The organism is Mesorhizobium sp. P160219 (assembly GCF_057786095.1).
Map to the genome: position 1 here is coordinate 7,501 of NZ_JBYNWG010000001.1, position 24,648 is coordinate 32,148.

Genomic DNA, 24,648 nt, shown 5'->3' on the forward strand with positions numbered 1-24,648 from the left:
ACCAGGGACCGCGACATTGCCGAGGCTTTCGCTGATTCGGGCTATACGGGCGATGACGCCACCGGCATGGCGGAGGCGATCGGCAAGCTGCTCAACGCACCGGCGCTGAAGGCCGGAACCGTGCTGCGGGTCGGGCTCGAGGTACATGGCGACGCCGCCAAGGTCGTTCGCACCAGCGTCTATGACAAGACAACGCACATCGTCACCATCGCGCTCGACGACCGCGGCCAGTATGTGCCGGCGCAGGAACCGGAGCCGAACCCCGAATTGCTGACCGCGTTCGACGATTCGTCGGCACCGGTGGTGGTGCGCGGCAATCTGCCGAACGTCTATGACGGCATCTACCGCGCCGCCTATTCCTATGGCATGTCGAAGAAGCTGACCCAGCAATTGGTCAAGCTCCTGGCCTCCGGCGTCGACTTCCAGTCCAGGCTCAATCCGTCGGACCGCATCGACGTCCTGTTCTCGCAGCCGGACGGCGACGACCAGGCCTCCGACGAATCGGAACTGCTCTATGTCTCGTCGACCTTCGGCGGCCAGACGCGCAATTTCTACCGATTCCAGATGCAGGACGGCTCGACCGACTATTTCGACGAGGACGGATCTAGCGCCGAGCAGTTCCTGTTGCGCAACCCCCTGCCCGCCGGGAAATTCCGCTCCGGCTTCGGCGCCCGCCGACATCCGATCCTCGGTTATGTCCGCATGCATACCGGCGTCGACTGGGCGGCGCCGATCGGAACGCCGATCATCGCCGCCGGCAACGGCACCATCGAAAAGGCCGGCTGGGCCGGCGGCTACGGCAAACAGATCATCATCCGCCATGCCAATGGCTACGAGACCTCCTACAATCACCAGAGCGCCTTTGCCAAAGGCATCGAACCCGGCGTTCATGTCCGCCAGGGCCAGACCATCGGCTTCCTCGGTCAGACCGGCCTCTCCACCGGTCCGCATCTTCACTACGAGCTGATCGTCAACGGCACCAAGGTCGACCCGATGCGCGTGCGCCTGCCGGTCGGCAAGGTGCTGAAGGGCGACGACATGGTCGCTTTCAAGCGCGAGCGCGAGCGCATCGATGAACTGCTCAAGCAGGAAGACAGCAATCCGCTGAAGGTCGCGAGCGCCAAGATCGAAGGCTAGTGCATGTCGCCCAGAAGTGTGCCGCGGCTCTGGGACAAGGACATGTGTCAAAACAAAGACTTAAAGCGCGTCGTATGAATCCGTTCAGCGCGACGCGCTTTAAGCCGTCACACTCGACGCCGGCGAATCATAATCGCCCCATCAGAGCATTCCGAATCGGGTCGGCTCCGAATCAGGTCGACTGCTCCTCTTCGGCTCGTGACCAAGGCAGCTTTTGCCCCGAAACGGTGGCCCAGGCGATAACAGCGGCAAGGAGGCAAAGCACGGCCGTCACTGTCGACACGGCCGCGAACGCCGCATCGCTGGCGGCGAGCCGTGTTGCATCAAGGTCTGGCGCCAGGCCGGCCAATGCCGGTTCGCCGAATCCCGGAATGCCCGGCCTGACGCTGGTATCGAGCATCGTCGAATAGACCCAGGCCGCGAGCGAGCCCATCGCCGCCACAGCAATCAGCCCGCCAATGCGCGAAACCGCATTGTTGATGCCGGAAGCGGCGCCGGTATCCTTGTCCTCGACCGCGGTCATGACCGCCGTCGACAGCGGCGACACCACCAGCGCCATGCCGAGCCCCATCACCGCCATCAGCGGAAAGATACCGGTCCAGAAATTGTGCATGCCGGCATGAGTGAGCAAAGCCAGCCCGGCAAAGGCGATGGCGACCACCAGGCAGCCGCTGGCGATCGGAAAACGCGGACCGATGCGATCCGACCACTGGCCTACGAGACCCGACAGCAGCGCGATCGACGCCGACAGCGGCAGGAAGATGAAACCGACCTCTTTGGTGCTCAGCCCCCATCCGGCGATCAACAGCATCGGCAGGTAGAACAGATTGGCCGACAGCGCGAAATACAGGAAGAAGGTGGCGAGGTTGGCGCCGGCGAAGGCGCCGATCCGAAACAGCTTGAGATCGATCATCGGCTCGCGCTGCCGAAGCTCGAAGACGATGAAGATGATAAGCAGCACGGCGCCTGCGGCGATGCTCGGCCCCGACATCAACCCCCTGCCTTCGGCGCTCATCGAGGTCAGTCCGTAGGCAAGCGCCCCGAAGGCAAGCGTGGCGAGAGCGGCGCCGCCGAGATCGAGGCTTCGCTTCTCCGTCGGCGCGTCGGCGGGAATCTTGGCCAGCAGGAGATAGATCGAGATCAGCCCGAGCGGCAGGTTGACGGCGAAGATCGCCCGCCAGATACCGCCGCCAAAGGCCGACAGGACGAAGCCACCGAGCACTGGACCGAGCGCCGTCGTCAGCGCCGAGGCGGCGGCCCAGATGCCGATCGCCCGGCCGCGCTCCTTCTTCGGATAGGCCTTGGCGATGATGGCGAGGCTGCCCGGCACCATGATCGCCGCACCAATGCCCTGAATGGCGCGAAAGGCGATGAGCACCAGCGCATTCGGCGCCACCGCGCAGGCCAGCGAAGCGACGATGAACAGCGCAATGCCGGCAACGAAGGCGCGCCTGAGGCCAAACCGGTCGCCGGCGGCGCCGCCGGCCAGAATCAGCGCCGACAGCGTCAGCGCATAGGCGTTGGAAATCCACTGGACCTCGGCCAGGCTGGCGCCGAGGTCGACGCGCATTGCCGGCATGGCAATGGCCAGGATCGACCCGTCGATGAAGCCGAGCGCTGACGCCAGGATCGCCGCTACCAGCACGAACTTGCGCTGCGACTGCGGGCAAAATGTACCGTTGGAAAGCGCCCTGGTCAGGGGAACGGCTGCGGCTTCGCTCGGAGACTTCATGAGCGTCTGCTTAGACTTGTTGCGGGCCGGCAACAACCAGCCAGCACCCTGCGCTCATGAATCCAGCTTTGGATATCGGCCTGCCTTATGGGCAGGCCGATATCACTGCGCTGGAGCGCTCACTTGCTCCGCAACATCATCGGCCGAGGGACCGCCGACGAACTCGACGGTGACGCCCGGCGACACCAGCTTGGCCAGTTCACGCGCATCCCAATTTGTCAGGCGCACGCAGCCATGGCTTTCGGTCTTGCCGATCTTGGAGGGATCGGGCGTGCCGTGAATGCCATAGGTCGGCTTGTCCAGCGCGATCCACACCGAGCCGACGGGGCCGTTCGGACCCGGCGGGATGGTCAGGATCTTGTCGTTCTGGCCCTGCTTGAAATTGATGCTGGGATTGTAGGTGTAGTTCGGATCGAGCGCGACGCGCGACACCGTATGGGTGCCGGTCGGCGAGGGCGTGTCGGCTGAACCGATGGTGGCCGGATAGGCCGCGACCAGCTTGCCACCGGCGTCATAGGCGAACACCTGCTTCTTGTCCTTGTCGGCGACGATGCGGGCAACCGGCGTCGCCACCAGCCTGCCGAAATTGGCGACCTTGATGATGGTGCCGGGACGGCTGAAGTCGGCCTCGGGATTGAGCCCCTTCAGGTAGTTCTCGTCCATGTGGAACCGTTCGGCCAAGGCTTCGGTGACGGAGGTGTAAGCCATGCGGTCGAGCTGCGCCTTCTGGCTGTAATCCTCCGGTATCGAGGCGACATAAGGCCCGGCCGCGTCTTCGGGCGTGATCGTATAATTGGCGAAAGCATCGCCACCGGTTTGCGCCAGCGCAGCCTGGATGCCGACCGCGTCGGTCGAGCGCAGATTGCTGCCGGTGATCTGGTTATAGGCGGCAAGCGCCTTGTCGACATTGGAGCCGAAGCGCCCGTCGACGACGCCGGGTGAAGCGCCGGCGCGGTCGAGCAGCACCTGCAAGGCGGCTACATCCTGGCGTGCGCCGAGTGAAAGCGAGGGATCGACCACGGTCTTGCCACCGGCTTTCGGCGGCAGCGCGGCCTGGCCGGCGGGCGCCGCCGGTTCGGCGGGATCGATAGAGGCTTCGTTCAGCGGCTGGCGCTTGACGGGCCGCGGTTCAGCGGATTTCGGCGCTTCCGGATAGGTGTCGCTGTCATTGGCATCATCCTGCGGAGCGGCCCCCAGGAATTTGTCGCTTTCAGGATCGTATTCATCAACCGGCGGGCCGGGGATTCGTCCCTGATCGTCCAGTTGCCTGCGGCGGAAACGCGCCATGTCTTCGGGATCGTCGAGATAGTAGCGGTCGTCGTCTTCGACCGGTGCGCGTCCAAGCTCACGTGCCCGCATTTCCCGGCGCAGCGCGCGGCGGTCGAGCCTGGTCTGCGGCGGCTGGATGGCGATGACCTTGCCGGTCTCGGCATCGACGATGACGCGGTTGCCCCTGGCGTCGTAATAGATGTCGAGATTGCCGTCCTGGGCAAGCACAATGCCGCCGCTATCGGCGGCGCGGACGGCCGGCAGTGCGTTGTCCACAGTCGGCGATGCCATGGCGCTGGACGTGAGCAGCCCGGCGGCGAGCACCGAAAAGGCAAGGATCGTGCGGAACATGGTGGTCAAACTCTCCGGTACTTACAGCGCCGCGCGTCCGTTTGGACGCGCAAAGGACGCTGTAACACTTCATGTCTGCGCATGATCCTTTCCGAAAATCGAATTTCGATTTTCGGGGTCATGCGTAATTGCCGCCGCCCGGCAGTGTTCCCACCAGAACGTTCTCGCCACCGTTTGGATGCGCAAGGAACGCCCTGATCGTCAAAAGCCTGCAGGCAAACCCCTTCGCCAGCAAACCACAACATAAGCTTTCCAACATGAACCGGGCATGAAGATGGCGGATTACTGGTTGCTACAGGCCCAATTCCTTGCGCGTCTGCTTCGTCAGCTTGAGGACGACGAGGCGGTGGCTTTCGCCGAGATAGTCCTTCAGCGCATCATCATCCATGCTCTGGCTTGTCTGACGCTGGATCCATTTCATGCCGCGCGAGGCGAGATAGGGCGCCGGCCGGCAGCCGGGCTGATCCTTCAGCACGTCATAAGCCATTTCAGAGCATTTGAAGGTGACGAAGACGCCACCCTCCCGGTCATGGCCGGCGATGGTGAAGACCTTGCCACCGACTTTCCAGACATCGGCCCCGCCCCACTGCACGACATGCGTCGTCTGCGGCAGCGAGGCGCAGAAGCTGTTGTAGTCGTCCAGCGTCATCTGCACCCCCGTCAAAGGATTGTTGTTTCATAAGAAAATGCCGCGCGTCCGGTCGGACGCGCGGCGTTGGATCAGGCTGCCGCGTCGGTCGGCACCACAGTGGGCCTGGACCGGAAATTCAACCGGTCGGAGCCGGCCGTGACCTTGACGGTCGAGCCGTCGAGTATCTCGCCAAGCAGGATTTTTTCCGCCAGCGGATCTTGCAGGTCCTTCTGCATCACCCGCTTCAGCGGCCGCGCGCCATAGGCCGGGTCGTAGCCCTTCGCCGCCAGCCAGTCGATCGAATCCTGGTCGAGCGACAGTGTGATCTTGCGGTCGGCGAGCAGGCTTTCCAGCCGCTTGAGCTGGATCTCGACGATGCGGCCCATATCCTGCCGGCGCAGCCGGTGGAACAGGATCACCTCGTCGACGCGTTGAGGAATTCCGGCCGGAACGACGCCTTGACGACATTCATCACCTCTATCAGTTTCTGGGGCGCGCCACAGAATTGACGTAGTAAAAATATGCCAATACTGTGAAGTGGCTCACAGAAGCGACAAGCCGGCGATGCAACGATAGCGGCCACCTCGTAGATCTATTTCCAGGTGTTGGGGAATGAACTTCGTAGGAGCGCAATTCTCGTACGGTGCCGGTTTGCATTGTCAGCCTGGCGGCAGGGCGGCATGACATGGCAGTGTTGGTTGAGAAGATTGGGGAGGTTCGATTGGCTATTTCAGGAAACGGTTGGGAAATTCTCATAACCCGCAAGAAGCAGCACAAGAGAGCGAACAAGAGCTACGCGCGAACCGTCGGAGACTACCAAGTGTTCCACAACGGAACCAAGGTCGCAGCGCTCAGCGGCATGCTCGCCGAAAGGCAGGGTCCGGGCGACAATACACAGAGCGGCGTCACCAATCACCGCCGAATTGCCGCGGGCACCTACGAACTGTCGACCCACGACGGTGCATCCAACGACAAATACCAGACCATCGGCTACTCGACGGACCCCGGATTGAAAGCGCGGCCGCGGCCCTGCTTCCGGTTTCTCGGCACGGGCGCCCGCAGCGGCATCCTGCTGCATCCGGGCGCCGGATATCTCTACAGCATCGGCTGCTTCAACCCGGGAACGACGCTCGGTTCAGCAGACGACAACCTTAAATGGGGTGACAGCCGCACCCGCGTCATCGCCCTGCTCGACGACATGAAGCAGTTCCTCGGCAACCAGTTTCCAACGTCGAACAACCGGAAGATTCCGAATGCCCACGCAGTCGTCGAGGGCGAGCCGACCTGAAACCTGACTTTGAGGGAGGAATGCCATGCCTGCGCCAAGCAATCCTGTACGCGTGACGGACATCTATCGCGGCGACAACGTGACCAGCTTCGCCACTGCCAAGGCGAATGGACTTATCGGCGTGATCCACAAAGCCACCACCGGACGAACCGGCAAGGACCCGATGTACAAAGGCCGCCGGACGGCCGCGCAAGCCGCCGGGCTGCTCTGGGGCGCCTATCACTGGGGAACCGCGGTGGATGTCGACAAGCAGATCGACAATTTCCTTGGCTGGGCAGAGCCGGACGACAGGACGCTGGTAGCGCTCGACTACGAGAAGACCTCCGGCAACCAGATGACGCTCAATCAGGCGCGCGATTTCCTGCACAAGCTGGCCCAGCGCCTCGGCCGCAAGCCGGTGCTCTACTGCGGCGGTCTGCTGAAGGGGCAACTCGGCCATACGCAGGACGCGTTCCTCGGCAGCCATCGGCTCTGGCTCGCGCACTACAGCGCCACGCCGGTGCCGCAGGCGAGCTGGAACAACTATTGGCTCTGGCAATATACCGACGGCGGACCCAACGACCCGGCCCCGAAGACCGTGCCCGGCATCCCGGGCAACAGCGCCGGTCGGCTCGACTGCGATCACTATGATGGCACGGCGGCGCGACTCGCGCAGGACTGGGCATCGTAGAGTCCGTCAGGCGGCCAAATGCCTCGGCATGCCTAAAGCGTGTCGCGCTGAAACGGATTCAGGCGACGCGCTTTTAAGTTGTTTTGATGCATGTCGTTCTCTCAAAACGGGGCCACTTTTGAGCGACATGCATTAACTGATAAAGTCAGGCGGCCGTCGATAGACTGATTAAAGCGTGCCGCTTTAAGGATGGCTTGTCGGCGATGCCGGCCCCGCCACGCAACTGGTCAGGCCGGATCGGGAGCGCCCCGCGATACGGCGAGGCGCTCTGTCTTCGCAATAGCCCGGCTCACGCCGCTTCGGCGTCCTTCACGACCGCCGGTTTCGCCCGGAAATTCAACCGGTCGGAGCCGGCGGTGACCTTGACGGTCGAGCCGTCGAGTATCTCGCCAAGCAGGATTTTTTCCGCCAGCGGATCTTGCAGGTCCTTCTGCATCACCCGCTTCAGCGGCCGCGCGCCATAGGCCGGGTCGTAGCCCTTCGCCGCCAGCCAGTCGATCGAATCCTGGTCGAGCGACAGTGTGATCTTGCGGTCGGCGAGCAGGCTTTCCAGCCGCTTGAGCTGGATCTCGACGATGCGGCCCATATCCTGCCGGCGCAGCCGGTGGAACAGGATCACCTCGTCGACGCGGTTGAGGAACTCCGGCCTGAACGAGGCTCTCACCACGCTCATAACCTCGTCGCGCACGGCATCGACGTCCTGCTCTTCGCCGAGATTGACCAGATATTCGGCGCCGAGGTTCGACGTCATGACGATCAGCGTGTTGCGGAAGTCGACCGTGCGGCCCTGCCCGTCGGTCAGCCGCCCGTCGTCGAGCACCTGCAACAGCACGTTGAAGACATCCGGATGCGCCTTCTCGATCTCGTCGAACAGCACAACCTGATAGGGCCGGCGCCGCACCGCTTCGGTCAGCGCACCGCCTTCCTCATAGCCGACATAACCGGGAGGCGCTCCGATCAGCCGGGCGACCGAGTGCTTCTCCATGTATTCCGACATGTCGATGCGCACCATGGCGCTCTCGTCGTCGAACAGGAAATTGGCCAGCGCCTTGGTCAGTTCGGTCTTGCCGACGCCGGTCGGTCCGAGGAACATGAACGAGCCGATCGGCCGGTTCGGATCCTGCAGCCCGGCCCGGGCACGACGCACGGCCTTGGACACCGCCTGCACCGCTTCGCCCTGGCCGACGACTCGCTTGCCGATCTCGTCTTCCATGCGCAGCAGCTTGTCGCGCTCGCCCTGCAGCATCTTGTCGACCGGAATGCCGGTCCAGCGCGACACGATATGGGCGACGTGGTCGGGCGTGACCACCTCTTCGACCATGCCGGCCTTGCCGTCCTGGGCTTCGGCTTCCTTCAGCTTCTTTTCCAGTTCCGGGATCTTGCCATAGGCAAGCTCGCCGGCGCGCTGGAATTCACCCTTGCGCTGGGCAATGGCGAGGTCGTTGCGGGCCGCGTCGAGCTGCTTCTTGAGGTCAGCGGCGAGGCCAAGCTTCTGCTTCTCCGACTGCCATTTGGCGGTGATCTCGGTCGATTCCTCCTCGAGGCCGACGAGTTCCTTTTCGAGACGCGCGAGCCGGTCCTTTGACGCCTCGTCCTTCTCGACCTTCAGTGCCTCGCGCTCGATCTTGAGCTGCATGATGCGGCGATCGATTTCGTCCAGCGCCTCGGGCTTGGAATCGACCTGCATCCTCAGCCGCGACGCGGCTTCGTCGACAAGGTCGATCGCCTTGTCCGGCAGGAAACGGTCGGCGATGTAGCGGTTGGACAAGGTCGCCGCCGCGACCAGCGCCGAATCCGAGATGCGCACCTTGTGGTGCTGCTCGTACTTCTCCTTCAGGCCACGCAGGATCGACACGGTATCTTCCACCGACGGCTCGTTGACGAAGACCGGCTGGAACCGGCGGGCAAGGGCCGCGTCCTTCTCGACATGCTTCCTGTATTCATCGAGCGTGGTCGCGCCGACGCAGTGCAGTTCGCCGCGCGCCAGCGCCGGCTTCAACAGGTTCGAAGCGTCCATGGCGCCATCGGCCTTGCCGGCGCCGACCAGCGTGTGCATCTCGTCGATGAACAGGATGATGCCGCCGGCCGCCGAGGTGACTTCGTTGAGCACGGCCTTCAGCCGCTCCTCGAACTCGCCGCGATATTTGGCGCCGGCAATCAGCGCGCCCATGTCGAGCGCCATCAACTGCTTGTCCTTCAGCGATTCGGGCACGTCGCCATTGACGATGCGCAGCGCCAGACCTTCGGCGATCGCCGTTTTGCCGACGCCCGGCTCGCCGATCAGCACCGGGTTGTTCTTGGTACGCCGCGACAGCACCTGGATGGTGCGGCGGATCTCGTCGTCACGGCCAATCACAGGGTCGAGCTTGCCGGCGCGGGCATCGGCGGTGAGGTCGCGCGCGTATTTCTTCAGCGCGTCATAGCCCTGCTCGGCGCTCGCCGAATTGGCGGTTCGGCCCTTGCGGACGTCGTTGATCACCTGGTTCAGCGCCTGCGCTGTGACGCCGGCCTTGGACAGGATATCGGCCGTCTTGGCCGACTTCTCCATCGCCAGCGCCTGCAGCAGCCGCTCGACCGTGACAAAACTGTCGCCGGCTTTCTTGGCCAATTCCTCGGCGGTCGAAAACACCTTGGCCAGCGGCTGCGCCAGATAAAGCTGGCCGTTGCCGCCTTCCACCTTGGGCATGGCCTCAAGGGCGGTCTCGACGCCAAGCTTGACGTCGCGCACGTTGCCGCCGGCGCGCTCTATCAGCGAGGCGGCCAGCCCCTCGTCGTCATCGACGAGGACCTTCAGCATATGTTCGGGAGTGAATTGCTGGTGATTGCGCGAGAGCGCCATGGTCTGGGCGGACTGAATGAATCCGCGGACGCGCTCGGAGTATTTCTCGAGGTTCATATCTGTCTCCTTCCATCACCGGCCCGCTTTGCGGCACCGGATCAGATTGCGGTGACGGACCCGCTCATCCGAGCCGGGTCCAGTTCACGCCAGATATGGGGCGCAAGCCATTGCCGCTCAAGACGTCCGGCTGATGATATTGCATGGCCGAGCAAACGAAAACGGCGGAGATTTCTCTCCGCCGTTTCATCGACTTATGTCTTGTGGGTCAGTTGTTGGCGTCGACGGCGAACGGGTCGCCGGCAGAGCTTTCGGCCGGCGCCGCATCAACCACGTCAACAGCGGCAGCGGTCTCGCCGGCGCCATCCACCACCTGGCCACCACCAGACTGTTCGTCACCGACCTGATCGGCATTGTTGCGCGGGCGGCGCGGACGCCGCGGGCGACGGGCAGCGCCGCTCTCGGCGGCTGCCTCATTGAGTTCGGCCCGGGCGGCAAGAGCCGCCGGCGACAGGTTTTCGTACAGCGGCGCCGGCTCGGAGAAACCACTCTCGGCTTCGGGCTCAACCGCGGAAACGGTTTCCGCCTGTGCCGGGGTTTCGGTGAAGCGCTGCTGGTCGCCGCGCTGGCCGTTCTGCTCGCCACGCTGGGCAAAGTCGCCACGCTGGTCGTTCTGGCCATAGCCGCCATTGGGGCGGCGGTCACGGTTGCGGCCATTGTTGTCGCGGCCGTTATTGTTGCGGCCATTATTGTCACGGCCACTGTTGTTCTCGCGGCCGTTTTCCTGGCCGTATGCGAGTTCGGCCGGCGTGCCCTCAATCGTCGGCTGCGGACCGTTGCCGTGGTTGGCCATCGGCGCTTGCGTCTCGCCGCCATTGCCGCTGCCGGCATTGTCAAAATCGTCGCGATCTTCATCGTCGTCGAATTCGTCGCGGTTCTGCGGGGCATTCTGGATCGGCATCTGCGCCTGTGCGGCGGCAATGATGCGGTTGTAGTGCTCGGCGTGCTGGAGGTAATTCTCCGCCATAACCCGGTCGCCGGAGCTTTGCGCGTCACGGGCCAGAGTGGCGTATTTTTCGGCGATCTGCTGAGCCGATCCACGGATTTTCACGTCCGGGCCGTTGCTCTCGTAGTTGCGCGTCAGGGGATTTGGGCCCTTGCGGTTGTTGTTATTGTTATTGTTGTTGCCACCGCCGCCGCCATTGTTGTTGCGACCGCGCATGCGCCTGTTCTGCTGTTGTGGCCTCATAAGACTCTCTTCATTTTGAAATTTTCGAAAAACGTTTCACGAACGGAGGCGCTCATGCAGCCAGCCGTTTCGTTTCTTCACCGGCGTTCGCCCGCATCAATTGCGTTGGCGCCACGTGTCATCCTGTTCCGGTTACATCACTTGCCGGACGATTCCCGCACGAAGCTTGGGCGTCGTTTGCGCAAGAAGGCAGCTATTTCCAAGGAAAACCGAATCGCTAAGAGCACTGCCTGCTTCGTCTCATCCGGTTAGGGCGGACCCTAGCCGCATTCCCCGGCATTGCCAAGCGCTTTTTTGCACTGCGTCAAGGCTTTCCCTGTTCAAACATAAGAACCCTGTCGTTTCCGCCAAGATCGACAAATGCCCCGGCCAGCCTGTAGCCGGCTGCCGCGAATATGTCTTTGACCTCATTGCGCTGCGTGTGGCCGATCTCGACCGCTATCTTGCCTTGTGCTTCCAGAAACTTTGCCGCCTCGGCAGCGATGATCCTGTAGGGGCCAAGACCGTCCACACCGCCATCAAGGGCTCTGTGCGGATCGAAATCGCGGACCTCGTCCTGCAGATTTCCAATGTCTCCAGTCGGTATATAGGGAGGGTTTGCGGCAATTACATGGTATCGGCCCGAAACTTTTTCGAACCAGTCGGACTGCAGCCCCACGAACCGGCCGGCGAGTCCGAGTTGCTCGGCATTGCGTATCGCGGTTGCCAGCGCGCCTTGTGAAATATCGACCCCGGTGGCCGTCGCGGCCGGAACCGCGCTGAGCAGCGCCAGCGCAATCGCGCCGGTACCGGTGCCGAGATCGAGGATACGGCATTCCACCAGCCTTTCGGCCGTCGCGCCGGCAAAAGGCAGGATCGCCTCGACCAGCGTTTCGGTGTCCGGCCGCGGCTCCAGCGTTTCCGGCGACAGCGACAGCCGCAGGCCGTAAAACTCGCGAAACCCGAGGATGCGGTGCACCGGTTCGCCGGCCATGCGGCGCTGCAGAGCAGCGCCGATTGCGGCAACCGCACCCGCATCGACCGTCCGTTGCGGGTCGGCGATCGCCTGCGTACGGTCCGTGCCGGAAAAATGCTCGACGATCAGCCTGGCATCCAGCGCCGGGTCGGGAAGGCCGGCCGCGGCAAGCCGCTCCCGCGCCACCCGCAACAACGGCCCGAGCGCGCCGGGCAACATGTCAGCCATCGAGGCCAATATCGGCGAGCAGCTTCGACTGATGGTCGGCAATCAGCGCATTGATGACCTCATCGAGCTCGCCCATCATCACCCGGTCGAGCTTGTAGAGCGTCAGGTTGATACGATGGTCGGTAAGGCGGCCCTGCGGGAAATTGTAGGTACGGATGCGCTCCGAACGGTCGCCCGAACCAACCTGCGATTTGCGTGACTCCGAGCGCTCCTCGTCCGCCTTGCTGCGCTCGAGGTCGTAAAGCCGCGCACGCAGAATCTGCATGGCTTTCGCCCGGTTCTGATGCTGCGACTTCTCCGCCTGCACCACCATGATACCGGTCGGCAAATGGGTGATGCGCACGGCCGAATCGGTGGTGTTGACGTGCTGGCCACCCGAACCCGAGGCGCGCATCGTGTCGATGCGGATGTCTTCGGCGCGGATGTCGATGTCGACCTCTTCGGCTTCCGGCAGAACGGCCACCGTCGCCGCCGAAGTGTGGATGCGCCCGCTGGCCTCGGTCGCCGGCACGCGCTGCACGCGGTGCACGCCGGATTCGAATTTCAGATGGGCAAAGACGCCCCTACCGGAAATGGTGGCGATGATTTCCTTGAAGCCGCCGGCATCGCCGTCGCTGGCCGACACCGTCTCGAAGCGCCAGCCGCGTTCGGCGGCATAGCGCTCATACATGCGAAACAGGTCGCCGGCGAACAATGCCGCCTCATCGCCGCCGGTGCCGGCGCGGATTTCAAGGATGGCGTTCTTGTCGTCGGCCGCGTCCTTGGGCAACAGCAGGATCTGGATGTCCTTCTGCAGCTCTTCGATTCGCGCTTCGACGCCCGGCAAATCTGCCTCCGCCAGGGCCCGCATCTCTGCGTCGGTGCCCTTGTCGGCAAGCATCGCCTCGAGGTCGGCTTGCTCGCGCTCGACTGAGCGCAGTTCCCTGACCTTGGCCACCATGTCCTGCAGCTCGGCATATTCGGAAGCCATCTTCACATAGGCATCGGCTGCCGGGCCGGCCGACATCTGCGCTTCGAGCATCTCGAAACGCTTGACGACCTGATCCATACGCTCGCGGGGAAGATTGACCATGGCTAATGCTATAGCGGGATGGAGCGGTCGTCGGCGAAGGCCTGCAGCAGCGCCCGCATCGGCAGCCCTTGAGCTGGCGCCATCAGATTGTCGGCAAAGAAAGCCTCCAATTCCTCCAGTGGCAGTTCGGTCAACATCGCCTTGACCGGGCCGATCGAGGCTGGAGACATCGAGATCGAGCGGTAGCCGAGGCCGATCAGCGCCATGGCGGAAATGGGTTTTCCGGCAAGCTCGCCGCACAGCGTCACCGGCGTGTGGTTGCGAACCCCGGCGTCGGCGATCTGCTTCAGAACCCGCAGGAACGGCGTCGACAGCGTGTCGAAGCGGTCGGAGAGCTGCGTGTTCCCCCGATCGACCGCCATGACGAACTGGAACAGGTCGTTGGAGCCGACCGAGACGAAATCGACCGCCTTCATCAACTCGTCGAGCTGGAACAGCAGCGACGGCACTTCCAGCATGGCGCCCACCTTGAGGCTGGTCGGCAGATGGTGGGCAAAGCGGGAGAGATGCCGCACTTCGCGGTCGATGATCTCGCGCGCCTGGGCGATTTCGCCGAGCTCGGTCACCATCGGCAGCATCAGCTTCAGTTCGCGCCCGCCGCAGGCCTTCAGCAGAGCGCGGATCTGGGTCCTGAGCAGACCCGGCCGGTCGAGCGTCAGCCGGATCGCGCGCCAGCCGAGCGCAGGGTTTTCTTCCTGGACAGCGCCCTTGAAGTAGGGCAGCACCTTGTCGCCGCCGATGTCGATGGTGCGGAAGGTGACCGGCTTGCCACGCGCCGCGTCCAGCACGTCGCGGTAGAGCCGCTCCTGCGCCTCGGCGCGCGGGAAGGTCGAGGCGACCATGAACTGCAATTCGGTGCGGAACAGGCCGATGCCGGCCGCACCCGCCTCGGCCAGCTGCGGCAGGTCGACGGCCAGGCCCGCATTCATCAGCAGGTCGACCTGGACGCCGTCCTTGGTCACCGACGGCTTCTTGCGCAGTTCCCGGTAGACTTCCTGCCGGCGCGCCCGGAAGCGCACTTTTTCGGCATAGGCAGCTTCGAGGTCGGGCTGCGGCCGCAGATGGATGGTGCCTTCCTCGCCGTCGACGATGATGGCATCGCCGTTTTCCGCCATGGAAACGGCGCCCTTCATCTGGCCGGCGACCGGAATGCCCATGGCGCGCGCTACGATGACGACATGGCTGGTGGCAGCGCCGTCTTCCAGCACCACGCCGCGCAGCTTGTCCCTGGGATAATCAAGCAGTTCGGCCGCGCCCATCGAGCGCGCGACCAGGATGGCATCCTTCGGCAGTGACGCCGCGACGTCGTCAGGCCCGCGCCCCATCAGCTGGCGCAGCAGCCGGTTGGCGAGATCGTCGAAGTCGCTCATCCTCTCGCGCAAATAAGGATCGGTCATGTGCAGCATGCGGGCGCGCATGTCGCTCTGCACCTTTTCCACCGCCGCTTCCGCCGTCAGGCCGTTGCGGATCGCCTCTTCCAGCCGGCGCACCCAGCCGCGGTCGTTGGCAAACATGCGATACGCCTCGAGCACCTCGCGATGTTCTCCCTCGAAGGCGACATCGCGCCGCTCCAGCATGTCGTCGATGGAAAGCCTGAGCGAACCGAGCGACGTCTCCAGCCGGCGCACCTCTTCCTCACTGTCCTCGTTGAACAGATTGGTGACGACGATGCGTGGCTCATGCAGCACGACATGGCCGAGGCCGACACCCTCGTTGAAGGACAGGCCGGTAAAGCTGACGGGACGGCGCAGGTCGAGTTCGAGGCCGGGCCGGGTCAGGCGCGCGAGATCGCCGGTGGCGATCATCTCGGCGATCACCATGGCGGTCGTTTCCAGCGCCTCGACCTCGTCGTCGCGGTAGTGGCGCATGGTCTTGTTCTGCACCACCAGCACGCCGAGCGTGCGCCCTGCCCTTAGTACCGGCACGCCGAGGAAGGAATTGTAGATCTCTTCGCCGGTCTCCGGCAGGTAGGCGAAGGCCGGATGTTCCTGCGCATTGGAGAGGTTGAGCGGCCGCGCGCTGGCGGCAATGGTGCCGACGAGGCCCTGCCCCAGCCGCAGCTGCGCCAAATGGACGGCGTTCGGGTTCAGACCTTCGGTGGCATAGAGTTCGAGCACCGAATCGGCGCGCAGCACATAGAGCGAGCAGACCTCGGCGACCATGTTGGAGGCGATGTCGCGCACGATCCGGTCGAGCCGCTCCTGCGGCTCCAGCGGCTCCTGCATGAGCTCGCGGAGCCGTTTCAGCAGAACGCGCGGGCCACTGGCCGTATCACGCATCGCGGCTTCTTCTCCAATGGGCATTTTGCCCGCCGCAGTTTCCACTGCCACCGGCGCACACGCAACAACTCAAATCGCTCTCGCTACTGCTTATCCAGACCGTACACGGAATGCAAAGTACGAACCGCGAGTTCCGTGTAGGGACCGTCAATCAGTATCGAAATCTTGATCTCGGAGGTAGTGATGGCGCGGATGTTGATCGCCTTGTCGGCCAGCGCCTTGAAAGCGGTGGCGGCCACACCGGCATGGCTGCGCATGCCGATGCCGATGACCGAAACCTTCGACATGCCGGCTTCCGACTGCACCACGTCATAGCCGATCGAAGCCTTCAGACGCTCCAGCACGGCCAACGCCTTGTCCACGTCGCCGGACGGCACGGTGAAGGTCATGTCGGTGAACTTGCCGTCCTCGGAGATGTTCTGGACGATCATGTCGACATTGATGTTGGCCTCGGCCAGCGGGCCGAAAATGCCGGCGGCAACGCCCGGGCGGTCGCCGACGCGGCGCAGAGAAATCTGCGCTTCGTCCTTGGCGTAGGCAATTCCGGTGACGACCTGCTGTTCCACGATCTCTTCCTCGTCGCAAATGAGCGTTCCCGGAGGATTGAGCAAATCCCCCATTCCGGGCGCATCGGGATCGTCGAAGGACGACCGCACGAACGTACGCACCCTGTGCACCATGGCAAGCTCGACCGAGCGCACCTGCAAGACCTTGGCGCCGAGCGAGGCCATTTCGAGCATTTCCTCGAACGAAATCTTGTTGAGCCGCCGCGCCTTCGGCTCGATGCGCGGATCGGTGGTGTAGACGCCGTCGACATCGGTGTAGATGTCGCAGCGGTCGGCCTTGACCGCCGCGGCAATGGCCACCGCGCTTGTGTCGGAGCCGCCGCGGCCGAGCGTGGCGATGCGGTTGTCCGGGCCGATGCCCTGGAAGCCGGCGACGACAGCCACCTGGCCCTCGCCGAAGCGCTTGATCAGGAACGCGCCGTCAATTTCGAGGATGCGCGCCGCGCCATGCGCGTTGTCGGTCTTGATCGGGATCTGCCAGCCCTGCCAGGAGCGGGCATGGACGCCCATATTCTGCAGTGTGATCGCCAGCAGGCCGGCAGTCACCTGCTCGCCCGAGGCGACCACGGCGTCATACTCGCGCGCGTCGTGCATGGGCGAGGCTTCGCGCGTCCAGCCAACCAGTTCATTGGTCTTGCCCGCCATCGCCGAAACCACGACAGCGACCTCATGGCCGGCATCGACCTCGCGTTTGACGTGACGCGCCACATTGCGGATGCGGGCGATGTCGGCGACGGAGGTTCCGCCGAATTTCATCACGATGCGCGCCATGGAAGCGAAATGCCTTTGACTGAAGCCGGCCCAGGACCGAAAGGGGAAGTAAGCGCTCGACAGAAGCCGGCCGCTGAATGCGCGCCTCCTTAGCCAAATGATCACGGTTTCGCAAGGCTGGCGGCGGATGCCGGCTTCAGGATCGCGGCATATTGCGTTCGGCCCCGCCGCCGCTTACCAAATGCTGCCCGCGGGAAACTCCTTTTGGTCCGGCATATCGAATGATTGTTCGCCTTCGACGCGCCATGCGGTGGCAATCGCTGCCGCTGTTCATCGGCTTCGCCGTGCTGGCGTTGATCGTCGGCACACGCGCCGTGCTGGTCGAGACCCAGAGAGCCAATCGTGAGGCCGCGCGCCAGGCGGTCGAGTATCAGGAATTGCTTTCCGGTTTGCTTACGATGGCTCAGGAGGCCGAGACCAGCCAGCGCGGCTATCTCCTGACCGGCGAGAAATCCTACCTCCAGCCTTATCGGCAGGCGGTCGACGCCATTCCGGGCCAGCTTGCCCGCATCGACGGCATGACCGCGCCCGACGACGAACTCGTGCAGCAGATCAACCACGTCAAGGACGCGCTTTCACAAAACCAGGCCGAATTGGCTGAGACGATTGCACTCTACGATCGCGGCGATGCGGCAAAAGCTCTGGAACTGGTCCGCAGCGGCCAGGGCAAGGCCGCCATGGACCAGATCCGGGCCAGCATGGACACGATCCGGCGCATTGGCGGCGCAGCCATCGCCGCGCGCGACGCTCATACCGACCTGGTCGAAAACTGGCTGCGAATCGGCTCGATAGCGGCGCTGCTGGCGATCTTCCTGCTTGGCGCCTACACGGTTCGCCTTTCGCGCCGCCGGTTCCGCGCAGTGGCGATCGCCCAGGAAGAGCTGATGCGCAAGAACATCGAGCTCGGCAACGAAATCCAGACGCGTGAAAAGGCCGAATCGCAGATCCGCCAGATGCAGAAGATGGAGGCTGTGGGCCAGCTGACCGGCGGTATCGCCCACGATTTCAACAACATGCTGGCGGTGATCATCAGCGCCATGAACCTCGCCCAGCGCAAGCTGACGCGGGGCGAGCACGACATCATGAAATTCATCGAAGCGGCGACCGATGCGGCGACCCGGGCCGCAAACTTGACGTCACGGCTGCTTGCCTTCTCGCGCCAGCAGCCGCTCGCGCCTCAGGTTGTAGACGCCAATCGTCTGGTCGCCGGCATGTCGGACCTGCTTCGGCGGGCGCTCGGCGAAACCATCCGCATCGAAACCGTGCTGGCTGGCGGCCTGTGGAAGACCCATGCCGATCCGAGCCAGCTCGAAAATGCCATTCTCAATCTGGCGGTCAATGCGCGCGACGCCATGGGCGAGGACGGCAAGATGACCATCGAGACCGCCAACAGCCACCTCGACGAGAGCTACGCCGCCACCCATGCCGAGGTCAAAGACGGCCAGTATGTGATGATCGCGGTCAGCGACACCGGCGCCGGCATGCCGGCGGACGTCATGGAGCGGGCTTTCGAGCCATTTTTCACCACCAAGCCGGTCGACAAGGGCACCGGCCTCGGGCTGAGCCAAGTGTTCGGCTTCGTCAAACAGTCCGGCGGACACGTCAAGATTTACTCGGAACCCGGCCAAGGCACCACGATCAGGATCTACCTGCCGCGCTTCTTCGGCCCGGAAGAGGCCGCCATATCTTCGGAACGAGCCGGAAATCCTGCCGTGCCGGTCACCGAAACCATCCTTGTCGTGGAGGACGATCCACGCGTGCGGGCTTCCACCGCCGATGCCATGCGCGAACTCGGCTACACCGTCATTCATGCCGCAAGCGGCCAGGAAGCGCTGGAAAAGCTGGGCGACAACCCCGGTGTGGCGCTCATGTTCACCGATATCGTCATGCCGGTGATGAATGGCCGCAAGCTCGCGGAGGAGGCGCTGGCGCGCATGCCGAAGCTGAAGGTGATCTTCACCACCGGCTTCACCAGGAACGCCGTCGTCCACAATGGCGTGCTCGACCATGACGTGCATTTCCTGGCCAAGCCCTTCACCATCGAGCAGCTGGCGGCGAAATTGCGCGACGTGCTGGACGCAAAATGACCGAGACCCTGGAAATCGTCACCTTTCGCCTCAAGCCTGGAGCGGAAGCGGGCTTTGCCGCCGCCAACAACCTGGTCGCCGACTGGCTGGCGCGGCAACCTGGTTTCGTAAACCGCTGCCTGGCGCGGCGGGACGATGGCAGCTGGGTCGATGTCGTGCGCTGGCGAAGTCGCGAGCAGGCTCTCGCCGCCGCGGGCCGCATCATGGCCGAGATCGGCGATTGCGAAGCGATGCGGGCCATCGATCCCGCGAGTGTTGAGATGGGACATGCGGCGATTGTGATCTCGAGGCCCTAGGTCGACTTGCCAGCAGTCGCATAAAACCGGCCTTGACTTTCTTGCCCCGGCACCCGACTTCCTAGCGTCCGAGGAGACCCGCCCCATGCCAGAGGCCCGACGATCGACAATCGATGCCGGAGAAGTGGAACGCTTTTCCGCGCTTGCCGCCGAATGGTGGAACCCGAACGGCAAATTCCGTCCGCTGCACAAATTCAACCCGGTCCGGCTGGCCTATATCCGGGACCAGGTGGCGGCGCGCTTCGGCCGCGATCCGCGGGCGGCGCGGCCGTTCGAAGGCCTGCGTTTCCTCGATATCGGCTGCGGTGGTGGATTGTTGTGCGAGCCGATGGCAAGGCTTGGAGCCGAAGTGGTCGGCGCCGACGCCTCGGCAACCAACATCGAGGTGGCGAAGCTGCACGCGGCCGAAGGCGGCGTGACGGTGGATTATCGCGCTACGACCGCTGAGGATTTGGCCGATTCCGGCGAGAAATTCGACGTCGTCCTCAACATGGAAGTCGTCGAGCATGTTGCCGATGTCGACCTGTTCATCGGCAAGTGCGGCGAGATGGTCAAGCCCGGCGGCATCATGTTCGTGGCCACCATCAACCGCACGCTGAAGGCACTGGGCCTGGCCATCATCGGCGCCGAATATGTGCTGCGCTGGCTGCCGCGCGGCACCCACCAGTTCGGCAAGCTGGTGCGGCCCGAAGAGCTTGAAAAGGCGCTCGGCAGCGCCGCCATGACCATCATCGACCGCACCGGCGTGACCTACAATCCTCTCGCCGACCGCTGGGCACGCTCCAAGGACATGGACGTCAACTATATGGTGCTGGCGGAAAAACGATCGGTCTGAACGAAGGGGCGGCCGTGGACACTATCAGGGCCCGAGAGCTGGCGCTCGATCTTCCCGAAACGGTCGAGCAATCGCATTTCGGCAAGGCTGACTTCCGCGTCCGCAACCGTATCTTCGTCTCGCTGCCCGAAGCCGACCGTGCTGTCGTCAAGCTCGACCGGGACCAGCAAGAGATGATGGCCGCGGCTGAGCCATCGGTTTTCAGGCCCGTGACAGGCGGCTGGGGCCAAAAGGGATGGACGTCGATCATGCTCGAAGCCTGCGACGAACAGACATTCCGCAGCGCCGTTCGGACGGCCTGGCGAAACGTCGCCCCGCCGGCGCTACGGAAGCGCCTCGACGCGAGCCAAATTTAAGCTTGAGCAGTTCGAGCAAAGTGTGAAGCGGTTTCCCGGGAAAGCGCATAGCGCTTTGCCTAGGGAATTGCGTAAACAAAGAACCTATGCCTTCTGGCTCTGCGCCTTGGTGGTGATGATCACGCCGATGGTGATGATCACCGCGCCGGCCCAGGTTAGCAACTGGTAGTGCTCGCCGAGGAAGATGGTTCCGGCAAACAGGCCGACGGCCGCCGCCACATAGCCGATCTGGCTGAGATAGACCGGACCGCCCACGGCCTGCAGCCGGAAGAAGAAGGCAAACATCGCCGAGGCCGAGGCGACCTGCGCCACGACGACCAGCGGCACGGCGCCAAGCGGGGCGAAGGCGCCGACCCCGAACAGCGTGAGAATGCCGATCAGCAGCAGCGTCGCCGAGGCCAGGTGGCTGCCGACGGCCAGTTCGATCGGACCGGTGCCTTCGGGCCAGTCGACGGTGCGATAGATATTGCCGGCGGCAAGGCTGACCGGGATCAAAAGTCCGGCCAGCACCCAGTAGACATCGGCCGGCTGGCCGGCCTCGCCGCGCGTCACCGCCACCATGACGGCGCCGATGAAGCCGACGGCGATACCGATACTGCCGAGCGTATCTGGCCGTCGAACGCCGAGCAGGATCGAAAACACCAGTGTGATGACCGGCGACAGCGTGAACATGATGCCGGTATAGCCGGCGCCGAGATGCGGGATAGCCGAAAACATCAGCAGATTGGGCACGGCGTAGGACACGGCGGCGGTGATGAAGAAATAGCGCAGTCTGTGCGACGTGAGCCGCATGCGCTCGCCGTTCGCGAGCAACGCGCACAGCAGCACGCCCCCGGCGCCGAACGAGATGACGAAGGCCCAGACCATGGCCGGAACGCCGGCAGCCGTCGCCAGCTTGCCGAACGGCAGGGTCAGGCCGAGCAGGCCGCCGGTGACGACCAGCAGGCCAAGCGCCAATTCCCAGAGAAATTTCATCGGATGGTCCCGTCACTCACTTGCGGCACTGGGTCGAAACTGTATCTTGAGGTAGCATACCACAAAGATTCTTAACGTCAAGATACTTAGCGGTGAGACAGATGGATCGCGCGGCAAAGGCGGTGGAGCAATGGAAGCGGGAACGGCCGGACCTGGAGGTGTCGCCGATGCTGGTGCTTGGGCGGCTGAACGAAGCCTCCTCGCTAATCGCCCGCGAGCGCCTCGCCCCGCTGTTTGCCCGTTTCGGACTGCAGGCCGGCGAATTCGATGTGCTGGCGACGCTGCGCCGCTCCGGCCAGCCTTACGCGCTGACACCGACCGCTCTCTACGAGGCGACGATGGTGACCTCCGGCGCCATGACCAACCGGCTCGACCGGCTTGAGAAGGCCGGACTGATCCTGCGCGGCCCGCACCCCAACGACCGGCGTGGCATTGTCGTGCAACTGACCGAAAAAGGTCTGGCCTTGATCGACGAAGCCCTGACCGCCCACGTCGCCAACGAGCATGAAATCCTCGCCGGGCTCACCGGCACGGAGCGGGGGGCACTGGCTCAGTTGCTTGGCAAATTGATCGATAGCGCCAGCTGATCGCTCAATTGCGCTCCTCGGGAAAACTCGGGATCGGCATGAAATCGATGCCATCCTCGGCCAAGCTCTTGGCTTCGTCCAACGTCGCCTCGCCATAGATGCCGCGCGCATCGCTCTCGCCGAAATGGATCTTGCGCGCTTCTTCGGCAAACTTGTCGCCGACATAGTCGGCATTCTCGCGCACCTTCTCGGCCATCGCCTTCAGTTGCGCCAAAGCCTGCTTCTGGGTTTCGCCCATGGCCAGCGCAATTGTTTCCTGCTTCCGCGCGGTGGAGACGGCTGGCGCCATCAGCGCCTTTTGCACCTTGTGCGAGCCGCAGCTCGGGCAATCGACGAAGCCGCGCTTCTTCTGCGTGTCGAAATCGTCATTGCTGCGAAACCAGCCCTCGAATTCGTGCTCGTGCTCGCAGATCAGGGCAAAGCGGATCACGAAGCCGCGCCCCTGAGCCGCGGCGCTTCCACTGCGCCGGCATTGACGGCAAAATCACGCGCGTTCTTGAGATTGGGGATTTTCTTACGCGCGGCCGACGACTGCGCCGTGTCGATCTCGGCGATGATCACCTCCGGATCGTCATGGTCGGCCTCGGCGAGAATTCGACCCCATGGGTCGACGATCAGCGAATGGCCATAGGTTTCGCGGCCATCCTCATGCAGGCCACCTTGTGCTGCAGCAACCACATAGGCGCCGTTCTCGATGGCACGGGCTCGCAGCAGCACATGCCAGTGCGCCTCGCCGGTCTGGCGGGTGAAGGCGGCAGGCACCGACAAGAGGTCGGCGCCGGCCATCGCCTCGGCGCGGAACAGCTGTGGAAAGCGTAGATCGTAGCAGACGGCAAAGCCGAGCCTAGCGCCGTCGATCTCGGTGACGACGGCCTCGGTGCCCGGCTCATAGGCGGCGGATTCGCGCCAGCTCTCGCCATTGTCGAGGTCGACATCGAACATGTGGATCTTGTCGTAGGTGGCAAGGGTGGCGCCGTCCGGCCCAAACAGCAGCGCCCGGTTGGCGAGCTTGCCGTCGGTGCGCAGGATGGCGGTCGAGCCGATGTGCAGGAAGACGCCGAGTTCGCTGGCGAGCTTGCGCGCGGCCGCCACGACGATGTCCTTGTCTTCCAAGGTGAAGGAAGCAGCCCTGGCTTCCTTGTCGCGGATCAGCGCACCGGTCATTTCCGGGGTCTGGATGTAGGTTGCACCGAGGCCTGCCGCTTCGCGCACCAGCCGTTCGAGATCGACCGCGTTGCGCTCGGGGCTCTCGCCCGAACGCATCTGGATCGCCGCCGCCTTGAAAATACCCATCGTCACGTCCTCTTTGAGCAATTCCAGGAAAAGTGTGTAACGGTTTTCCGTCCGGAATTGCGTAAAAACAAAGACATAGAGCGGCGCTACGAACCGCTCTTTGTCGTCGAGCCGTTGGCAAGCAGCCTATCCAGCTGCCCCCGTGCCTCCAACTCGTGGAGGTCGTCGGAGCCGCCGACATGCGTGTCGCCGATGAAAATCTGCGGAAAGGTCGAGCGGCCATGCGCCCGCGAAATCATTTCCTGGCGCAATTCCGGCGAAAACGAAGCGTCATGCTCGGTGTAAGCGACGCCCTTGCGGTCGAGCAGCCGCTTGGCCGCCGCGCAATAGCCGCACATCATACGGGTGTAAATCGTCACATCGAGCATCGGTCCGTGCCTTTCCTCGACCTTATATAGTCGCGGACTCGTCGGCCCGAAAGTCCCCCGGCAGGACACGCGCGAAGGTCAGCACATCGACCGCTCCGGCGCCGCCCTTCTTCAGCGCCCTGGCGACCGAGCGCACGGTGGCGCCGGTGGTGTAGACATCGTCGACCAGAAGCACGCGGCGCCCAGTGATCTCGATTTCGGCTTCCGCAGGCACACGGAAGGCGGCGCGGACATTGGCCTCGCGCTCCTGCCGCTCCAGCCCGACCTGCTGGCGCGTGAGCTTGACGCGCCGGACCGCCGAGGGCGAGAAAGGCAGCCCGCTAAGCTGCGCAACCGCCCTTGCCAACTCCGCCGACTGGTTGAACTGCCGGCGAAAGAAGCGCCGCCAGTGCAGCGGCACCGGTACGACGACATCGGCGTCTGCAATTAGCTCAGCGCCGGCGCGCAGCATCCAGCGCGCCATCCACGGCGCCAGATCGGTGCGATCCTGGTATTTCAGACCTTGCACCATCTGGCGGGCGACACCTGAATAGGCCACGGCCGCCCGCGCCCGCTCGAACGGCGGCGGATCGGCGATCGCCTCGGCCGACAGGAATCCCTCGCCCATATCGTGCGTGAATGGCGTGCCCATCACCGCGCACCATGGCCGCTCCAGCAGCCTGAGTTTCGGCCAGCAGGCACCGCACAAAACGCCGGGTTGCGAGACGTGCCTGCGACAGCCGGCACAGACCGGCGGGAACAGCATCCGCGCCGGCCAGTCCAACATGGCCAGTTTCAACATGGTTTGAGCGAGGCTCTTGATCTCCATCACCGGATC

Annotated in this window: 22 protein-coding genes and 1 pseudogene (1 of these 23 only partly in view); 8 read left to right on the top strand and 15 right to left on the bottom strand. The window is 63.8% G+C overall.

Translation table 11 applies throughout. From position 1 onward, the window contains the following. Positions 1 to 1,137: the 3' portion of a M23 family metallopeptidase gene (locus AC3EMP_RS00040; RefSeq protein WP_352711802.1), read on the top strand. 834 nt of this gene lie to the left of the window's left edge; the window shows 1,137 of its 1,971 coding nt (coding positions 835-1,971); the start codon falls outside the window, past its left edge; the stop codon is at positions 1,135 to 1,137. A gap of 172 nt (positions 1,138 to 1,309) precedes the next feature. On the opposite strand, the gene AC3EMP_RS00045 is transcribed toward AC3EMP_RS00040, so the two are convergent. The 4 genes and pseudogenes from AC3EMP_RS00045 to AC3EMP_RS00060 all read right to left on the bottom strand — a co-directional run. Further along, a complete protein-coding gene (locus AC3EMP_RS00045; RefSeq protein ID WP_023743067.1) occupies positions 1,310 to 2,869 on the bottom strand; it encodes an MFS transporter in 1,560 nt (519 codons plus the stop codon). A gap of 102 nt (positions 2,870 to 2,971) precedes the next feature. Next, entirely contained in the window at positions 2,972 to 4,489 is a 1,518-nt protein-coding gene (locus AC3EMP_RS00050) for a L,D-transpeptidase family protein (RefSeq protein WP_488494574.1), read from the bottom strand. Between the two features lie 292 nt (positions 4,490 to 4,781). Further along, positions 4,782 to 5,138: an MmcQ/YjbR family DNA-binding protein gene (locus tag AC3EMP_RS00055; protein WP_023685771.1), complete on the bottom strand. Its 357-nt coding sequence runs from the start codon at positions 5,136 to 5,138 to the stop codon at positions 4,782 to 4,784. A 71-nt stretch (positions 5,139 to 5,209) separates the two neighbouring features. Beyond that, a pseudogene (locus AC3EMP_RS00060) lies at positions 5,210 to 5,598 on the bottom strand (ATP-dependent chaperone ClpB); the annotation flags it as partial. A 207-nt stretch (positions 5,599 to 5,805) separates the two neighbouring features. Between AC3EMP_RS00060 and AC3EMP_RS00065 the strand changes: the two are divergent. Both AC3EMP_RS00065 and AC3EMP_RS00070 read left to right on the top strand, forming a co-directional pair. Then, a complete protein-coding gene (locus AC3EMP_RS00065) occupies positions 5,806 to 6,408 on the top strand; it encodes a hypothetical protein (RefSeq protein ID WP_352597425.1) in 603 nt (200 codons plus the stop codon). Between the two features lie 25 nt (positions 6,409 to 6,433). Beyond that, positions 6,434 to 7,078 (top strand): glycoside hydrolase family 25 protein, encoded by a 645-nt coding sequence (locus tag AC3EMP_RS00070; protein WP_352597426.1) that lies wholly within the window; start codon positions 6,434 to 6,436, stop codon positions 7,076 to 7,078. Between the two features lie 289 nt (positions 7,079 to 7,367). Here the strand turns inward: AC3EMP_RS00070 and clpB are convergent, their stop codons facing one another. The 6 genes from clpB to AC3EMP_RS00100 form a co-directional block, all read right to left on the bottom strand. Beyond that, positions 7,368 to 9,974: an ATP-dependent chaperone ClpB gene (gene clpB / locus AC3EMP_RS00075; protein ID WP_488494575.1), complete on the bottom strand. Its 2,607-nt coding sequence runs from the start codon at positions 9,972 to 9,974 to the stop codon at positions 7,368 to 7,370. A gap of 208 nt (positions 9,975 to 10,182) precedes the next feature. Further along, positions 10,183 to 11,163, bottom strand: coding sequence for a DUF4167 domain-containing protein (locus AC3EMP_RS00080; RefSeq protein ID WP_023698975.1), 981 nt, complete (start codon positions 11,161 to 11,163; stop codon positions 10,183 to 10,185). Positions 11,164 to 11,467: 304 nt separating this feature from the next. Further along, complete coding sequence (gene prmC, locus AC3EMP_RS00085; protein WP_352597428.1) at positions 11,468 to 12,346, bottom strand: peptide chain release factor N(5)-glutamine methyltransferase; 879 nt, start codon at positions 12,344 to 12,346, stop codon at positions 11,468 to 11,470. Next, complete coding sequence (prfA, locus tag AC3EMP_RS00090; protein WP_023672971.1) at positions 12,339 to 13,418, bottom strand: peptide chain release factor 1; 1,080 nt, start codon at positions 13,416 to 13,418, stop codon at positions 12,339 to 12,341. The genes prmC and prfA overlap by 8 nt, the downstream gene beginning before the upstream one ends. Positions 13,419 to 13,426: 8 nt before the next feature. Beyond that, a complete protein-coding gene (gene ptsP / locus AC3EMP_RS00095) occupies positions 13,427 to 15,697 on the bottom strand; it encodes a phosphoenolpyruvate--protein phosphotransferase (protein ID WP_023672972.1) in 2,271 nt (756 codons plus the stop codon). Positions 15,698 to 15,780: 83 nt separating this feature from the next. Continuing rightward, positions 15,781 to 17,034, bottom strand: a complete 1,254-nt coding sequence (locus tag AC3EMP_RS00100) for an aspartate kinase (RefSeq protein ID WP_023672973.1) — start codon at positions 17,032 to 17,034, stop codon at positions 15,781 to 15,783. Between the two features lie 245 nt (positions 17,035 to 17,279). Between AC3EMP_RS00100 and AC3EMP_RS00105 the strand changes: the two genes are divergently transcribed. The 4 genes from AC3EMP_RS00105 to AC3EMP_RS00120 all read left to right on the top strand — a co-directional run bounded on the left by AC3EMP_RS00105 (position 17,280) and on the right by AC3EMP_RS00120 (position 20,608). Continuing rightward, on the top strand, positions 17,280 to 19,121 hold the full coding sequence (locus AC3EMP_RS00105; protein ID WP_352843060.1) for a CHASE3 domain-containing protein: 1,842 nt from the start codon (positions 17,280 to 17,282) through the stop codon (positions 19,119 to 19,121). Next, positions 19,118 to 19,417, top strand: a complete 300-nt coding sequence (locus AC3EMP_RS00110) for an antibiotic biosynthesis monooxygenase family protein (RefSeq protein ID WP_023822812.1) — start codon at positions 19,118 to 19,120, stop codon at positions 19,415 to 19,417. The genes AC3EMP_RS00105 and AC3EMP_RS00110 overlap by 4 nt, the downstream gene beginning before the upstream one ends. 85 nt (positions 19,418 to 19,502) lie before the next feature. Then, complete coding sequence (ubiG, locus tag AC3EMP_RS00115; RefSeq protein ID WP_023672976.1) at positions 19,503 to 20,252, top strand: bifunctional 2-polyprenyl-6-hydroxyphenol methylase/3-demethylubiquinol 3-O-methyltransferase UbiG; 750 nt, start codon at positions 19,503 to 19,505, stop codon at positions 20,250 to 20,252. A gap of 14 nt (positions 20,253 to 20,266) precedes the next feature. Further along, positions 20,267 to 20,608, top strand: coding sequence for an MmcQ/YjbR family DNA-binding protein (locus AC3EMP_RS00120; RefSeq protein WP_352713308.1), 342 nt, complete (start codon positions 20,267 to 20,269; stop codon positions 20,606 to 20,608). An 84-nt stretch (positions 20,609 to 20,692) separates the two neighbouring features. On the opposite strand, the gene AC3EMP_RS00125 is transcribed toward AC3EMP_RS00120, so the two are convergent. Further along, positions 20,693 to 21,583, bottom strand: a complete 891-nt coding sequence (locus AC3EMP_RS00125; RefSeq protein ID WP_488494576.1) for a DMT family transporter — start codon at positions 21,581 to 21,583, stop codon at positions 20,693 to 20,695. 101 nt (positions 21,584 to 21,684) lie between these two features. Here AC3EMP_RS00125 and AC3EMP_RS00130 point away from each other — a divergent pair, with 101 nt between their 5' ends. After that, positions 21,685 to 22,170, top strand: a complete 486-nt coding sequence (locus AC3EMP_RS00130; protein ID WP_023672979.1) for a MarR family winged helix-turn-helix transcriptional regulator — start codon at positions 21,685 to 21,687, stop codon at positions 22,168 to 22,170. Positions 22,171 to 22,174: 4 nt separating this feature from the next. Here AC3EMP_RS00130 and AC3EMP_RS00135 read toward each other — a convergent pair whose 3' ends face one another. The 4 genes from AC3EMP_RS00135 to AC3EMP_RS00150 all read right to left on the bottom strand — a co-directional run bounded on the left by AC3EMP_RS00135 (position 22,175) and on the right by AC3EMP_RS00150 (position 24,639). After that, positions 22,175 to 22,600: a DUF1178 family protein gene (locus AC3EMP_RS00135; RefSeq protein ID WP_023672980.1), complete on the bottom strand. Its 426-nt coding sequence runs from the start codon at positions 22,598 to 22,600 to the stop codon at positions 22,175 to 22,177. Continuing rightward, positions 22,597 to 23,463: a carbon-nitrogen hydrolase family protein gene (locus AC3EMP_RS00140; RefSeq protein WP_023748462.1), complete on the bottom strand. Its 867-nt coding sequence runs from the start codon at positions 23,461 to 23,463 to the stop codon at positions 22,597 to 22,599. Before AC3EMP_RS00140 ends, AC3EMP_RS00135 begins: the two co-directional genes overlap by 4 nt. Before the next feature lie 86 nt (positions 23,464 to 23,549). After that, positions 23,550 to 23,831, bottom strand: coding sequence for a glutaredoxin 3 (grxC, locus tag AC3EMP_RS00145; protein WP_023672982.1), 282 nt, complete (start codon positions 23,829 to 23,831; stop codon positions 23,550 to 23,552). Positions 23,832 to 23,853: 22 nt separating this feature from the next. Beyond that, positions 23,854 to 24,639 (bottom strand): ComF family protein, encoded by a 786-nt coding sequence (locus AC3EMP_RS00150; RefSeq protein ID WP_196814971.1) that lies wholly within the window; start codon positions 24,637 to 24,639, stop codon positions 23,854 to 23,856. Positions 24,640 to 24,648: the final 9 nt, after the last annotated feature.